At 65.7% G+C, this 15331-nt stretch carries 10 protein-coding genes; 8 read left to right on the top strand and 2 right to left on the bottom strand.

Annotation, left to right across the window (positions count from 1 at the left end):
- Window positions 1–59 precede the first annotated feature (59 nt).
- Complete coding sequence (locus QRN34_RS17630) at window positions 60–3233, bottom strand: TonB-dependent receptor (RefSeq protein WP_285406522.1); 3174 nt, start codon at window positions 3231–3233, stop codon at window positions 60–62.
- A 362-nt stretch (window positions 3234–3595) separates the two neighbouring features.
- On the opposite strand from QRN34_RS17630, the gene QRN34_RS17625 reads away from it, so the two are divergent.
- The 8 genes from QRN34_RS17625 to QRN34_RS17590 all read left to right on the top strand — a co-directional run bounded on the left by QRN34_RS17625 (window position 3596) and on the right by QRN34_RS17590 (window position 14571).
- Complete coding sequence (locus QRN34_RS17625) at window positions 3596–4063, top strand: hypothetical protein (protein WP_285406521.1); 468 nt, start codon at window positions 3596–3598, stop codon at window positions 4061–4063.
- A 131-nt stretch (window positions 4064–4194) separates the two neighbouring features.
- Window positions 4195–6450, top strand: a complete 2256-nt coding sequence (locus QRN34_RS17620; RefSeq protein WP_285406519.1) for a TonB-dependent receptor — start codon at window positions 4195–4197, stop codon at window positions 6448–6450.
- 31 nt (window positions 6451–6481) lie between these two features.
- Window positions 6482–8485, top strand: coding sequence for a serine hydrolase domain-containing protein (locus QRN34_RS17615; RefSeq protein WP_285406517.1), 2004 nt, complete (start codon window positions 6482–6484; stop codon window positions 8483–8485).
- Between the two features lie 19 nt (window positions 8486–8504).
- Window positions 8505–9515, top strand: coding sequence for a dipeptide epimerase (locus tag QRN34_RS17610; protein ID WP_285406515.1), 1011 nt, complete (start codon window positions 8505–8507; stop codon window positions 9513–9515).
- Window positions 9497–10822 carry a peptide MFS transporter gene (locus QRN34_RS17605; protein ID WP_285406514.1) on the top strand — a complete coding sequence of 442 codons (1326 nt, stop codon included), beginning with the start codon at window positions 9497–9499 and terminating at the stop codon, window positions 10820–10822. The genes QRN34_RS17610 and QRN34_RS17605 overlap by 19 nt, the downstream gene beginning before the upstream one ends.
- Window positions 10823–10832: 10 nt before the next feature.
- A complete protein-coding gene (locus QRN34_RS17600; RefSeq protein WP_285406512.1) occupies window positions 10833–11825 on the top strand; it encodes an SIS domain-containing protein in 993 nt (330 codons plus the stop codon).
- Window positions 11826–11864: 39 nt separating this feature from the next.
- A complete protein-coding gene (locus QRN34_RS17595; RefSeq protein WP_285406511.1) occupies window positions 11865–13508 on the top strand; it encodes a serine hydrolase in 1644 nt (547 codons plus the stop codon).
- Window positions 13509–13578: 70 nt separating this feature from the next.
- Complete coding sequence (locus tag QRN34_RS17590; RefSeq protein WP_285406510.1) at window positions 13579–14571, top strand: alpha/beta hydrolase-fold protein; 993 nt, start codon at window positions 13579–13581, stop codon at window positions 14569–14571.
- A gap of 314 nt (window positions 14572–14885) precedes the next feature.
- Here the strand turns inward: QRN34_RS17590 and QRN34_RS17585 are convergent.
- On the bottom strand, window positions 14886–15331 hold a 446-nt coding region (locus QRN34_RS17585), incomplete at its 5' end, for an integrase core domain-containing protein (protein ID WP_285406509.1).

The following is a 15331-nucleotide window of genomic DNA, read 5'->3' as shown; positions in this document are numbered from 1 at the left end:
GCAGGCGAAACGGTTGCGGGGCCGGGCATGACGCACCGGCCCCGCGCGTACGATCGTGCTCAGCTATCCGCACCGAACTTGTAGGTCACACCCACGTAGTACTGGCGCCCGGGATACAGCAGCTGGACCAGCCGGGCACGGGTATCGCCACCCAGGTAGGTATGCGGCGTGGACTTGGTCAGGTTGATGACCGAGGCCGTGACCATGAAGTGCTTGTTGAACTCGTAGTCGCCGTTCACGTCGATCTGGTGGTAGGGCTGCGCGTAGATGGGCAGGCCCGAGGCCAGGCCCTGCATCGTGCGGCCGGTCCAGTTGTCGCTGGCGCGCAGCAGCAGGCCGTTCTTCTCGTAGAACACCGACACGTTGGCCGCGTACTTCGCGCTGCCGATCAGCTCGGACTTGCCCACTTGCGTGTCGCCCAGCGAGACCGGCGTTTCGTTGGTCTTGTTGAGCGTGTAGTTGCCGATGTAGCCGAAGCCCGAGTCCCACGTGTGCTGCGTGTAGAGCTCGATACCCTTGGACGTGCCCGAGCGACCGTTGGCATTGGTGCTGTACTGCATGAAGTTGGTCTGGGTGCCGCCGACGTTCACGTCGACGTTGTTCACCGTCACCGGTACGACGAAGTTCTTCACTTCCTTCTTGAACAGGTCGATGCCGACCACCGAGTGCTCGGCGTAGTACCACTCGCCGGCCAGGTCGAACTGCGTGGCCGTGAACGGCTTCAGGTCCGCGTTGGCGCCGCTGCCGTACCAGCCCGGCAGTGGGGCGCCGAATTGCTTGCGGTCGTTGTAGTACGCCTGTGTGTTGTTGGTCAGGCTGCCCAGCTGCGCCAGGTCGGTGTAGTTGGCCCGGGCCAGGGCCTGCGAGCCGGCGGCACGGACGATGAAATCGTCGGCGATCGTCCAGGCGACGTTGAAGCTGGGCAGGAACTTGTTGTAACGCTTGGTGGTGCTGGAGTTGGTGAAGTCCTCGATGACCGCCACCTCCCGCGGCAGGTACTGGAAATCACCCGGTGCGCAGGCGCCGCCGCCCGCATTCACGCCCGAGGCGGGGCAGATCAGGATGTTGCCCGCCGCATTGTGGTAATACACCGCGTTGTTGGTGGTGACCTGGTTGGCCACGGTAAGGTCCTGCTTCGTGGTGACGAAGCGCACGCCCACGTTGCCACGCACGGTGCCCGTATCGAAGTTGGCCTGCACGTAGGCCGCGGCGATCTTCTCCCCGATCGACGACTTGTTCTGCGGCTTGTTGTAGAGCACGCGGTCGTACGTCGAATTGAGATGGTTGTAGTAGGCGGGAAAGTTGATCGCCGGGAAGGTGCTGTCGTTGTAGGCCTCGCTGCTGCCATCCAGCGAGTTGGCCAGCAGGAAGCCCGGTGGCAGCTGCCCGGCGTTCGGGTCGCAGGTCTGGAACTGCGACGTGGTGCCCTTGCAGTACCAGCGCACTTCGTTGCTCTGCTGTTCGGCATGGGCATCGGAGGTCTTCACGCCGAACTGCAGCGACTGCATCCAGTGCGAGTCGAAGGCCCAGGTGAAGTCGGCCTGCGCGAAGTTCTGCGAGTTGCTGGTGTTGACCATGTTGGAGCCGGTGGAGCCCAGGTCCACCTGGCCGGCACCGTTCTGCATGTTCTGCAGCGTTTGCCCGTCGGCGCTGAGCGTCGGCTTGCCGTTGAGCGTCCACGCGGCGCCGTTGCTGCCGTTGACCCACTGGCCGTCGACGAAGTTGCGTGGCTTGGCGGCCATGCCCAGTTCCACCGAGGGGCCGCCCTTGGCCCAGGTGCGGCCGACGTTGAACGAGCCGCTGAGGCTGCCGCCGTTGTCCCACTCGCCTTCCAGGTTCAGGGTCTGCGAGGTGGCCTTCTCGACGGAGTAGTTGCCGTTCAACCACGGAATCTCGGTGTTGCAGACGTCCACGGCCTGGCGGACCGCGCCGGTGGACGGGTTGACGGTGGCGTTGCAGCCCACGCCCGCGGCGGGTAGCCGGTAGTTGGCGCCGGTGACGATCGTGTGCGAAGGGTCGAAGGTCAGCCCGTTGGGCGCGAGCAGGCGCCCTTGCTGGTCGGCGTAGTTGCTGCTGCCGGGCAGGCCCCACTCGGGTACTTCCAGCGTATTGGTGATCTGGGTCTGCTGGCGCTCGAAGCGGAAATAGTTGCCGGTCAGCAGGAAATGGTCGCTGGGCTTGAACTGCATGGTCGCCTGCGCGCCCTTGGTCTTCAGGTCCAGCTCGTTGCGGGTGGTGGAGAACTGTTGCGGCATCCAGAAACCGTTGGACACGTTGCCGGCCTGGTCGACCACGCCGCCACCGGGCCACAGGTCGATGTTCGAGTTGACGTCTGCGGCATAGGTGCCGCCATGGACGTTACGCGGCGGCTGCGTGCACGCATCGCGGTCGGTACAGTTGTCCGACCACCAGTGCCAGCTTCCCGCGTCGGCGGAGTGGGTGGTGGCATGGCGCTTCTGGTAAGAACCCGCTACCAGCACGCCGAAGGTCTCGTCCTTGTTCTTCCACGACCACAGCGCGGAGCCTTGCGGCTCCAGCTTGCTGCTGGTGTCCGAGCCCGCGGCGGTGCCGGTCACGAAGCCTTCGTTCGCGGCCATTTCCAGGGGGCGGCGCGTACGCAGGTCCACGTTGCCGCCGATGCCGCCCTCGTCCAGGCGGGCTTCCAGGCTCTTGTACAGCTTGATGTCCGAGAACATGTTGGCGGGGAACAAGGTGTAGTTGAATGAGCGTGTGAGGCCGGCCGAGGTATCGGCCGAGGCGACATAGTTGCCGTTCAACTGGGTGAGGGTGAGCTCGGGTGCGAGGCCGCGGATGCTCACCGTCTTGCCTTCGCCGGATTCGCGGCTGATGACCACGCCGGGCACGTGTGCCAGCGCATCGGCGATGTTCTTGGCGGGAAACTGGGCGATGTTCTGCGCGTTGATCACCTCGACGATCGAGTTGGCCTCGCGCTTGTCCTGCACGTTCTGGTCGATGGACTGGCGATAGCTGGTGACGACCACGGCATCCATGGTGGTGGGACTGCCGGGCTCGCCGGCTTTGGGTTTATCCGTCTTGCGGGTGTCGTCATGGGGCTTTGCCTGCGCCGGTGCGGTGCTGGGTGCGGCAGATGGCGTGGATGCCTGCGCGAAAGCCGGCGCAGGAAGGACAAGACAGCCGGCGACGGACAGTGTGGCGGTGGCTAAGGCGGCGCAAAGCGGCTTGCGCGTGAGCAAGCGTGGCAGATAGGTCATGTGAATGTACTTCCCTCGAGTCGTATGCGCCGCGACGGCGGCGTGGAGATCCCCCGATCGTCAATGCCCTGTACATGACCTATGTCTGCACGCGTTCCCCCTTTGTCCTTTCGGACCCCGACCCCGACGGCCCGGGCACATCGCGAGCGACAGGCGGCACCTGCGACGCGTGTTCCCGATGGAATTTTTCCTGCACGAAATCCCCGGGCCCGTCTTCGCGACATGGCCCGACTTCTCTTACTTGGATCGATCTAAATCCCCTGGCAGGAATTAGGCCGTCAAAGCGGCGGCGTGTCACGCTGCGCCGCAAAAAATCACGCATGCAAAGTGCGACGTGATGCTCATTTCATTAAGCTGACACGATGACGAACAACGACATGCGTATCGGCGCCGCGCTCGCCGACATCGAACACGACCTCCGCCGGCAACTGACAAGCGATGCCTTCGTGATCGGCAGCGCCGCCGTATGCCTCGTCGGTGCGGACATCGACGTCGCCGACCTGGATATCCTCACCACGACCGACGATGCCAGGCGTCTGGAACAGGTGTGGCAGTCCCGCCGACTGCACGACTACCTGCCGTCGGACGGCGGGTTGTTTCGCTCGCGCTTCGCGCGTTACGCGTTCACGGCGATGCCGGTGGAGATCATGGGCGGCCTGGAGGTGTGTGTGGAGGACGCGTGGCAATCCGTGCGCATCGATGAATCGCGCCCCCTGGATGGGTACGCCGCGCGTCTTCGCCTGCCTTCACCGGCGGAACTGCGACGCGTGCTCCATCTGTTCGGGCGGGAGAAGGACTGTCGCCGTGCCGCCGTCCTCCGCGACATGTAGCGTCGCTTGCCGTCGCCACGCCTGCTGGACGGAATTCACTTTAAGATAGATATGTATCATTGACACGGTTCTGATAACAAGATAACAATGGCTCCCGGGGATATCCATCCACGTGTTCCGGGGGAAATGTCATGGCGTGTCGCCGTTCGCTGCCCAACCGTCGCGCTGCCTGCGCAGCCATCGCCGTTGCCTTGATCGGTCTGGTCAGGACCACGCCGGCCCAGGACGCCCCGCAGGACCCGAAAACGAAGGGCGACTCGCGACAGGCCCAGGACCTGACCGCCGTCGTGGTGACCGCCAACAAACGTGCCGAGAAGCTGCAGGACGTACCGATGGCGGTGTCGGCGGTGACCGGCGAAGACCTCAAGCGATCCGGTGCGGTCAGCTTCGCCGACTACGCCACCCAGGTGCCCGGCCTCAACATCATCTCGACCTCGCAGGGGCAGACCCAGCTCGTGCTTCGCGGCATCACGTCCGGCAGCGGGCAGGCCAACGCGGCGGTGAGTACCTATATCAACGACGCACCCTACGGCTCCAGCACGGTCTACGCCGGCGGCGGCCTGCTCACCCCCGATCTCGATCCGGCCGACCTCGAACGCATCGAGGTGCTGCGCGGCCCGCAAGGCACGTTGTACGGTGCCAACTCGCTCGGTGGACTGGTGAAGTTCGTCACGGCCAAGCCCGACGCCAGCCATGCGTTCGGTTACGTGTCTGCCGGCTACAGCAGCGTATCGGGCGGCGGCAGCGGCTTCAGCCAGCGCGCCATGTTCAACGTGCCGCTGATCGCGAATACGCTGGCGCTTCGGGTCAACGCCTATTCGCGCAAGGACCCGGGATACATCGATAACGTTGCCACCGGCGCGTCGCGCGTGAACGAAGATACCGTGCGCGGGGGACGGGCGGAGGTGCTCTGGACGCCCGTGGACAAGGTATCGGTCAGCCTTTCCGCACTGGCGCAGAACCTCGCCAGCGATGGCCTAGCCAACACCGGCGTGGACGTGGATCCCGCGACGTTGCGTCCGCTCTACGGCTACCAGAAGCAGAGCAGGGCGGCCGGCACGGGGTTGTTCAAGATCCGCTATCGGTTGTACGACGCCACGGTGAACGCCGACTTCGGCTGGGCCAAGCTGGTGTCTTCCAGCAGCTACAGCACGCAGAAGGTCAACACGAACCAGGATGTCACCGCGGCTTACGGCCCGCTGCTCAATCCGCTGTTCGGCGTGAATAACGGCGGTTACGCCATCGCCAACCCGATCACCCTCGGCAAGTTCACGCAGGACCTGCGGTTGCAGTCGCCGGAAGACCAGACGCTGGAATGGCGGATCGGCGCGTTCTACACGCGCGAGCACACGACCAACGCCCAACGCGTGCTTGGGTTCGACGCCGCCACGGGCGCTCCCCTGGATCTGCCGCCATTGGGCAGCATCGACGTGGGGCCGGGCATCTTCAAGGAGTGGGCGGCCTACGCGGACGTGACCTGGCATGTCACCTCGCAACTGAGCATCCTTGTAGGCGGGCGCTACAGCAAGGACCGCACGACGTTCGCGCAGACCGGCTCCGGCCTGCTGGTGGGCGACGTCGGGTTCCGTACGCGCAGCACGGATAGCCCGGCCACCTTCCTGTTCAACCCCAGCTTCAAGTTCAGCGACGACGCCATGGCCTACCTCCGTGTCGCTTCCGGCTTCCGCCCCGGCGGCGCGAACGTCGGCGTGCCGCCGGGCCTGGGCGCGCCGGTGAGTTTCGGGCCGGACAAGCTGACCAGTTACGAGCTGGGCTTCAAGGCCACCGTGCTCGACCGGCGCATGTCATTCGACGCGGACGTGTTCTACATCGACTGGAGCCACATCCAGCTGACCTCGACCTCCGGTGGTTTCAGCTTCCTGGGTAACGGTGGCAAGGCGAGAAGCCAGGGCGTCGAAGCCAGCTGGAAATTCACGCCGGCACGGGGCCTCGTGGTGTCGGCCAATGCGAGCTATACCGATGCCACCCTGACCGCCGATACGCCGCCGGGCCTTTATGGCTATGACGGCGACCGCCTGCCGTGGGTGCCGAAGTGGAACGCCACGGTGGGTGTGGACTATGACTTTCCGCTCGGTGGCGGATGGTCGGGCACGCTCGGCGGCACCTATAACTACGTGGGCTCGCGGCGCACCGACTTCCTCCCTGTGCCTGGGCCGCGCCTGACCGCACCCAGCTACCACGGCATCGACCTGCACGCGGGGGCGTACTACGGCGACTGGACCCTGCAGGCGTACGCCAAGAACCTCACCAACCAGCGCGGCATCACATCGCTCACCTCCGAGACCATCGATCCGCAGGGCAGCCCCTTCGCGGCGTCGTACGTGCCGCCGCGCACGGTCGGCGTGAACGTCATCTACGACTTCTGATTCGCTCGTCCATCGTCAGCCGGGAGCGCCCATGCATCGCCTCACCAAGCTCATCGCCGCGTTCGTCGCCACGGCCGCGGTCGGGATCGTATCGGCACAGGTGCCTGCGCCGATGCCATCGCCCGTGCCATCACCGACGGCACCTACCTCGGGGGCGCACGACGAGGTCGCGATGCCACCGGCATTGACCGGGCAGGACTTGGCGGTGTTCTACGACGGGCTGTTGCCGTTCGCGCTCCAGCGCGGCGACGTGGCCGGCGCGGTGATCTCCGTGGTGAAGGATGGCAGGATCATCTTCGCCAAGGGCTACGGCTATGGCGACCTGAAGACGCGCGCGGTGCCCTCGCCGGATGACACACTGTTCCGGCCCGGCTCCACCTCCAAGCTGTTCGCCTGGACGGCCGTGATGCAACTGGTGGAGCAGGGCAAGCTGGACCTGGATCGCGATGTCAACGGTTATCTCGACTTCGCGCTGCCACCGCGTGACGGCAAGCCGGTCACGCTGCGCGACCTGATGACCCACTCGGGCGGTTTCGAAGAGAGTGCCAAGGGCCTCATCACCGGCGCCGGTGACAAGCAGGTCACGCTGGGCGATTACCTGAAGTCACACGTGCCCGCGCGCATCTTTCCCGCTGGCGAGGTGGTGGCTTATTCCAACTTCGGTTGCGGCGTGGCCGGTTACATCGTGGAACGCGTATCGGGCCAGCGCTTCGAGGATTACGTCAGGCAGCACATCTTCGTGCCGCTGGACATGCGTCATTCCACCAACGACCAGCCGATCGTGGCGCCACTGGCGCCACTGATGGCCAGCAGCTACCGGACTGCCTCGGACGGCGAGCTGCAGCCGTTCGAAGTGGTCCATCCCGCACCGGCCGGCGGCATGAGCAGCACCGCGACCGACATGGCGCATTTCATGATCGCCCAGCTGGAAGGCGGCAGCTATGACGGCGCGCGCATCCTGCAGCCAGCCACCGTGGCGGCGATGCACACGCCGCAGCGCACGGCCGCGCCGGGCCTCAACGGTTTCGACCTGGGTTTCTACCAGGAAGACAGCCACGGCCAGCGCATCGTCGGCCATGCCGGCGACCTCAACTACTTCCATACCGATTTGCACCTCATGCTGGACGCGCACGTCGGCTTCTTCATCTCGATGAACAGCGCCGGTAACGAGGGCGGTGCCGGGGTGATCCGCGCGGCGATGTTCCGCGCCTTCCTCGATCGCTACTTTCCGGATCGCACGCCTGCGCCACCGACCGCCGCCACGGCGGGTGCGGATGCCGCACGCGTTGCCGGCTGGTACCTGTCCAGCCGCCGCAACGACAGTGCCATGCGTCCGCTCTACCTGCTGACGCAGGTGCAGGTGGCCGCGATGCCCGACGATACCCTCGTCATCTCCGCGCTCACCGACGATGCCGGTGCGCCGATCCGCTGGCGCGAGGTGGGTCCGCTCGCCTATCGCGAGGTCGGCGGCAGCCGGCATGTCACCTTCGTGGCCGATGCGCAGGGTGCCATCCGCTACTGGGCCACCGATGCGGAGCCGCCGGTGTTCCTGTTCCAGCGGGTGACGGGCCTGGAGGCGCTGGGATCGGTGCGCTGGCTGGCGTCGCTGGCATGCCTGGTCGTCCTGGTCACCCTGGTGCTGTGGCCCCTGGGCCGTGGCTTGCGCCGGCACTATCGCCATGCGCTGGTATTGACGGCAACGCAGCGGCGCACGCGCCTCCTGTCGCGACTGGGCTCGCTGGCGCTGTTCGCCGCGGTGTTCGGCTGGTTGCTGATGCTGGTGGTGTTGTCTGCGACCGGGGCGGTGCCGCTGGTGCAGGGCACGATCACACCGTGGCTCTACGTGCTGTATGTCCTGGGGCTGCTCGGTCTGGCTGGCGTGGTCGCCATCGTCGTGCATGCCGTGCGGGTATGGGTGGCACCGCGTCGAAGCGCGTGGGTACGCGTGGGCGAAGCGCTGCTGGCGGTATCCGCCCTCTACCTGGCCTGGTTCATCGTGGTTTTCGGCCTGATCAGCTTCAGCGCCCGTTATTGAGCACGCTTCCGGAGTCGTCATGCAAAGCACCCTGATCCATCGTCTGCAACTGCAGGCGAGCATCGAGACGTGGCCGACCAAGGCCCCCTTCCACATCACCGGCTACACCTTCAACGCCTTCGAGGCGGTGGTGGTCACCCTTCGCGACGGCGACCTGGTCGGCCGCGGCGAGGGCCTGGGCGTCTATTACCGTAACGACACGCCCGTCGCGATGCTGGCGCAGATCGAGGCGTTGCGTCCGCGCATCGAGGCGGGCCTGACCCGCGAGCAACTGCAACAGCTGCTGCCGGCGGGTGGGGCGCGCAACGCGCTGGACTGCGCGCTGTGGGACCTGGAGGCCAAACGCAGCGGCCGGTCGGTGTGGGAACTGGCGGGGCAGGATGCACCGGTGCCCTTGCTGACCACCTTCACCGTGAGCGCCGACGAGCCGGAGGTGATGGTCCGCGATGCGCTGGCCTACGCGACGGCCCGTGCCATCAAGCTCAAGCTCACCGACGACGGACGCAACGCCGAGCGGGTGGCCGCCGTGCGTGCCGCGCGGCCGGACGTGTGGCTGATGGTCGATGCCAACCAGGGCTTCACGCGCGAGTCGTTCGCGCGCCTGTTGCCGACGCTGGTGGAGGCGCGCGTGGACGTGGTGGAACAGCCGTTTCCGGTGGGTAACGAGGCGTGGCTGGACGCCCTGGACTGCCCGATCCGCTTGGCCGCGGACGAGAGCGTGCAGGACCGCGCCGACCTGCCGACGCTGGTCGGCCGCGTGGACATCGTCAACATCAAGCTGGACAAGTGCGGTGGCCTCACCGAGGCACTGGCCTTGGCGATGGAGGCGCGTCGGCTGGGCTTCGACCTGATGGTGGGCAACATGTCAGGCTCGTCGCTGGCCATGGCCGCCGCCTTCGTCGTCGGCCAGCAATGCGACGTGGTGGACCTGGACGGGCCGACCTTCCTGACCCGCGACGTCGTACCGGCCGCCACTTACGAGGACGGCAACATATGGTGCCCGGAAACCCTGTGGGGCTCGCCGCTTTGAAGGCAGGCCCGGGCCGCGACTGGTTCGGCCACCCGCGTGGCCTGAGCGTGCTGTTCCTGACCGAGATGTGGGAGATGTTCTCCTTCTTCGGCATGCGCGCGATCCTGGTCTACTACATGACCAAGCACCTGGACATGAGCCAGGAGCACGCCTCGCTCGTGTACGGCGCCTATGCCGCGTTCGTCTACCTCACGCCAGTGGCCGGCGGCGTGCTGGCGGATCGCTGGCTGGGCAAGCGCAACGCCGTGGTCATCGGTGCCGCGGCGATGGCCCTGGGCCATTTCATGATGTCGTCGGAGGCGTTGTTCTACCCGGCGCTGGTCACCATCGCGCTGGGCAACGGCTTGTTCCTGCCCAGCCTGGCCAGCCAGATCGAGGGGCTGTATCGCGACGGCGACGTGCGCAGCAAGAGCGCGTACAACATCTACTACGTGGGCATCAACCTGGGCGGTTTCCTGGCGCCGCTGGTCTGCGGCACGCTGGGGGAGGCGTATGGATGGCACTTGGGTTTCGGTGCCGCGGGCATCGGCATGCTGCTGTCGCTGGTGATCTACCTGGCGGGCAGCCGTTACCTGCCGCCGGAGCCGGCACGCAGTGCGGCGATGCGCGCGGCGCGCCCGCCACTGGACCGCGCGGCACGCGACCGGTTCGCCCTGCTGCTGGGTATCGCCGCCATCGTGGTGGTGTTTCGTGGCGCTTACGAACAGAACGGCAACACCATCGCCCTGTGGGCCGACACCGGTATCGACCGTCAACTGGCCTCGGGCTGGGTGATACCGATGACCTGGTTCCAGTCGATCAACTCGCTGGCCGTGTTCGCATTCACGCCGTTCCTGGTGGCGCGGTGGTCGCGCCTGGCCCGCCAGGGCGTCGAGACGCCGTTGCTGGGAAAGATGGCGTTCGGTGCCGCAGTGGTCGGCGTGTCGTTCGTAGCGCTGGGCGCCGTCGCGGCATGGAACGACGCGCACGGCACGCGTGCGAGCTGGCTGTGGCTGTTCGCCTGGTTCGTCGTATTCACCCTCGGCGAGCTGTACATCCTGCCGGTGGGGCTGGCGTTGTTCGGCCGGCTGGCACCGGAGGGGTTTCGCGCCACCAGCATCGCCACCTGGTTCTTCGCCGGCTTCTTCGGCAACCTGCTGGCCGGCGCGCTCGGCACCCTGTGGAGCTGGCTGGCGCACGGATGGTTTTTCGTCATGGTGGGCGGGGTGGCCGGCTTTTCCGCGTCGCTCCTGTATATGCTTGGACGACGCCTGGGCGATGTCGGGCGGCACGGAACGACGGAAGCCGCCACGGCGATGACACGGTGAGTACGAGACGATGAGCAAGGACATCAAGAAGAAGCTGAAAAGCCGCTGGGATACCTTCACCACGGCCGAGCAGAAGATCGCCGCGCACCTGCTGCAGAACATCGACAGCATCCCGTTCGAAACGGCCGCGTCGCTGGGCAAGCGCGTGGATGTAAGCCCGATGACCGTGGGCCGCTTCCTTCGTAACCTGGGCTACGAGAACCTGGGTGAACTGAAGGAAGAACTGCGCACGGGCACGCCGTGGCTGCAGCTGTACAGCAACCCCGGCGGCGTGGATGCCGCCTCACCGTCCGAGGCGTTGCAGTCGGAGATTCGTGGCCTCACCGCCGCGCACGCGCTGACGCACACCGCGGAATGGGCGCCCATCGTCGACTTGCTGGTACGTGCGGATCGTGTCTCCGTGACCAGCTTCCACCACGGCCGCTTCCTCGGCCTGGGTCTGGCCAGCCTGCTGCAGCACGTCAAGCCGCGCACCGTGTTCGCCGACGGCCTGGATGGCGCTTACGCGGATGTGCTGCTCGACGCCACGCCGAACGGCTGCGCGGTGCTGATCGATTTTCGCCGGTATTCCCGCCATTTCCGCCTGCTGGCCGAGGAAGTGGCCCGGCGCGGCATCCCGCTGGTGATCCTTACCGATGCGTCGTGCTACTGGGCACGCCAGCTCACCGATCATGTGCTCATGTTGCCGATCGACGATCACCGCGCATGGCACAACTTCAGCGCCGCCAACAGCCTTTTCAGCCTGCTGATCGGCGCCGTGAGCAACGAGATGGGCGACCGCTTCGAGCGCATCGGCGACACCACGCAATTGCGCCAGACGTTCGTGGGCTACGTCGAAGCGCCTGCGGCCGGGCATCCGGCGACGGAGAAGGGCTCCGTGAAGAAAACCGCCACGAGAAAAACCGTCGCGAAGAAACCCGCGCTCCGGAATACCTCCGCTGGTCGCGCGAGCACGAAAACCTCCGCGGGCGCGCCGCGCAAGCCGCGGCCGCCCAGGGCCTGATCCCGACCGTTCCCCTCCTGCCGCCAGAGGCCGATGCCGATGACCGTGCTACCGCGTGCGTGCCTGCTCCTGCTGTTGACGACGGGCGGGCTTTCGCCGGCCCTTGCCCTGGCCGAGACCGGCGCCGGCGTGCCTGCCGCGCCGACGGAGGCGACGCCGGCAACGTCTTCATCGAGCGCGCTCGACGCCTATGCGGCGCGGGCGATGCAGGCCTTCGATACGCCGGGCATGGCGGTGGTGGTCGTGGACGACGGCAACACCTCGACGCATGCCTATGGGGTGAGGAAGCTGGGTGCGGCGGAGCGCGTGGACGCCCATACGGTCTTTCCCCTGGGCTCCAATACCAAGGCCTTCACCGCGACGGCGCTGGCCATGCTGGTCGACGGCGGGCAGCTGCGCTGGGACGATCGGGTCGTCGACCGGTTGCCGGGCTTCCGCATGTACGACGCGCAGACCTCGGGCGAGATGACCATCACCGACCTGCTGGTGCATCGCAGCGGCCTGGGCCTGGGGCAGGGCGACCTGATGCTGGTGCCACGTACCGACCGCACGCGCGCGGAGCTGGTGCACGCCAGCCGCTACCTGAAACCCGCGCACGCGTTCCGGGCCGACTACGATTACGACAACGTGCTCTACATCGCGGCCGGACAGCTGCTGGAAGCCGTCAGCGGCCAGCGCTGGGAAACCTTCATGCAGCGGCGTGTCCTCGACCCGCTCGGCATGCGCGACACCCAGGTGAGCATCGATGCACGAACGCCCGACCAGGTGGCGCTGCACGCGAAGATCTCCGGGCCGCTACGAGGCGCAGGCCCGCCATCGGTCCTCACCCAGGTCATGACCGGCGATGTGTTCGCTCCCGCCGGTGCGTTGATGAGCAGCGCGGCGGACATGGGCAAGTGGCTGCAGGTGCAGCTCGACCATGGCGTCATGCCCGATGGAAAGACCTTGTTCAGTCCGGCGGCGTCCACGGCGCTGTGGACGCCGCACACGCTGATGCCGATCACCGCGAGACCGCCGTCGCTGGCGCTGGCCGAACCGCAGTTCCTGGCGTATGCCCTCGGCTTCGAGGTGCGCGATTACCGCGGGCAGAAGATCGTGACCCATCTGGGCGGCGTGCTTGGCGGTATCTCGGCCGTGGTGATCGTGCCCGCGAAGCGTTGCGCCTTCGCCGTGATGATCAACTCGGAGGATGCCGGCACGTTGTTCGCCATGCGCGAACACCTGCTGGACCGTTGCCTGGGCCTGCCGTCACCGGACTGGATCGCGGCCTATCGGGATGCGATGCGGCAGGAGGAGACCGATGCACGCAAGGCACTCGCGACCAGCGCCGCACCGACCCTTGGCGACCGCGGTCCGTCGCTGCCGCTGGCCGGTTACGAGGGCGTCTATCGTGATCCGTGGTACGGCACCATTACGATCGCCAGGAGCGGCAAAGGCCTGACGATCCGTTTCGACCGTTCGCCCGGCTTGGAAGGGCCGCTGGAGCATGTGCGCCAGGACACGTTCCGTACGCGCTTCAAGGTGCCCGGTGACGAGGACGCCTATGTCACCTTTGCGCTCACGCCCGAAGGCGGCATCGATCGGATCAGCATGAAGGCGGTGTCACCGGTGGCGGATTTCAGCTGGGATTTCCAGGATCTGCTGTTCACACCGGTAACAGCGGTGGGCACCGATACGCACTGAGCGGCGTCGGTTGCCGGGGCTGCGCCCTTCGTGCGTCAATGGCCGCTGTCGATCAGGGGAAATGCAACGGATGGCTTATCGCACCACGTTTGGACTGCTGGCGCTGTGCGCCGTGATGATTGCCTGCTCACGTCCCGGTGCCGAGCCACCGGCGACACCCCTCCGGCCCCCCGCGTCTACGGCCCGGTCGGCGATGGCGCCACCGGCGCCCGCCGAAGGCATGCCGCAACCCTACGTACTCGAGGGTACCGAGGTGCGTACGTTGCATGCCGATGGTACGGATCGCGATTACCAGGTATTCGTCAGCTTGCCGCGTGACTACGCGGACCATCCCGAGCGTCGCTACCCCGTGCTGTTCGTCACCGACGCCAACTACGCGTTCCCGCTCATTCGCAGCATCGCGCGTCGCGTGGGCGAGCACGAAGGCGGTACCGAGGCCTTCATCCTCGTGGGTTTGTCGTATGCCGTCGGCGAGACGCCGGAGTACAGCCGGCGCCGTGACTACACCCCAACCCCCGATGGCGATCCCGAACTTACTTCCGACATGCCGGGGCGTGCCGTCGTCCATGGCGGCGGCGAAGCCTATGCCCGTTTCATCAAGAACCAGGTCTTTCCGCTGATTGCCGGGCACTACCGGGCCGACATGCAGCGGAAGATCTACGCGGGCCATTCGTACGGCGGGTTGCTCGGCGCGGATATCCTGATCCACGATCCGGGCATGTTCCAGTACTACATCCTGGGCAGCCCGTCATTCCAGTTCGCCAAGGACGCCGAGTTCGCGCGCCTGCACGAAGCGATGGCAACGCGGCGCGACATGCCCGCCAACGTGCTGATCGTGCTGGGCGGCTACGAGTCGCTTTCGCCCGGCTCGCACGATCCTCGTTTCAACCACAGTACCGATATGGTCGCCGGTGCCCGGCGCTTCGTCGCCGAGTTGAAGGCGAAGCATTACCCGGGATTGCATATCCAGATGACCACCGTGGAGGCCGAGGATCACCTGACCGTGTTCCCGGCCGTGATTACGCGAGGGTTACTCTGGGCGTTGCCGGGTAAGGCTAGATGATCTGGCGCTGTTGTTTGATGCCGCTTTCCGGACAGTGTTAACTGTGACTATGAGATAGCTGCTTGATTCTTAGAAGCTGCAATTGCCATCGACTACTTCAAGGTGATATCGAGCTGTCTGCGCAGTGGGGCTGTTTGGGAAGGCTGCCGACGAACGCAGAGTCGGCGAGAAAGCCAGAAATGGAGCGAAACGCCAGAGGTATCTCGCGGAGATAAGTACCTACAACCCGGGGAAGTGGCGAGTGGTTGTCAAATCCGGGCAAGCTCATACCGACGTCCACCGCCTTCAGTAGCGGTCCGATCTTGAGTTCGGAATTAATGTGGCTTTTTTGCGTATGCAGCGAGAGTCAGCCTGCCAAGCGTTCTCTTCGGCCGCTCTTCGTTGTATTCCCGTCGCCAGTTTTCGATCTCGGTTCGAGCATGCAGCAGGCTGAGAAACCAGTGTTCGTTGAGGCATTCATCGCGAAGCCTTCCGTTGAATGATTCGATGTACGCTTTCTGATTCGGCTTGCCTGGCTCGATCAGGCGCAGCTGCACGCCGCGTTCGCGTGCCCATGCGACCATGGCCTTGCCACAGAACTCCTTTCCGTTATCGCTGCGAATGATCTTCGGCAGGCCCCGAGTGACGGCCAGGCGATCCATGACGCGCGTTACGCCGATGCTTGAGATTGCCCGCTCGATCTCGATGGCGACTGCCTCATGTGTAGCGTCATCGACGATCGTCAGGCACTTCAATACGCGCCCTTCGGCGGTGCGATCGA

The organism is Luteibacter sp. ME-Dv--P-043b (genome assembly GCF_030209605.1).
Lineage (GTDB): Bacteria > Pseudomonadota > Gammaproteobacteria > Xanthomonadales > Rhodanobacteraceae > Luteibacter.
The sequence above is the reverse complement of the archived record's forward strand: the minus strand, read 5'-3'. Positions and strand labels throughout refer to the sequence as shown.

Excerpts from the sequence above, each read along its gene's own strand:
- QRN34_RS17615 (WP_285406517.1), top strand. The coding sequence starts at position 6,482 with ATGCATCGCCTCACCAAGCTCATCGCCGCGTTCGTCGCCACGGCCGCG.
- QRN34_RS17610 (WP_285406515.1), top strand. The coding sequence starts at position 8,505 with ATGCAAAGCACCCTGATCCATCGTCTGCAACTGCAGGCGAGCATCGAG.
- QRN34_RS17625 (WP_285406521.1), top strand. The coding sequence starts at position 3,596 with ATGACGAACAACGACATGCGTATCGGCGCCGCGCTCGCCGACATCGAA.
- QRN34_RS17620 (WP_285406519.1), top strand. The coding sequence starts at position 4,195 with ATGGCGTGTCGCCGTTCGCTGCCCAACCGTCGCGCTGCCTGCGCAGCC.
- QRN34_RS17590 (WP_285406510.1), top strand. The coding sequence starts at position 13,579 with ATGGCTTATCGCACCACGTTTGGACTGCTGGCGCTGTGCGCCGTGATG.
- QRN34_RS17595 (WP_285406511.1), top strand. The coding sequence starts at position 11,865 with ATGACCGTGCTACCGCGTGCGTGCCTGCTCCTGCTGTTGACGACGGGC.
- QRN34_RS17600 (WP_285406512.1), top strand. The coding sequence starts at position 10,833 with ATGAGCAAGGACATCAAGAAGAAGCTGAAAAGCCGCTGGGATACCTTC.
- QRN34_RS17630 (WP_285406522.1), bottom strand. The coding sequence starts at position 3,233 with ATGACCTATCTGCCACGCTTGCTCACGCGCAAGCCGCTTTGCGCCGCC.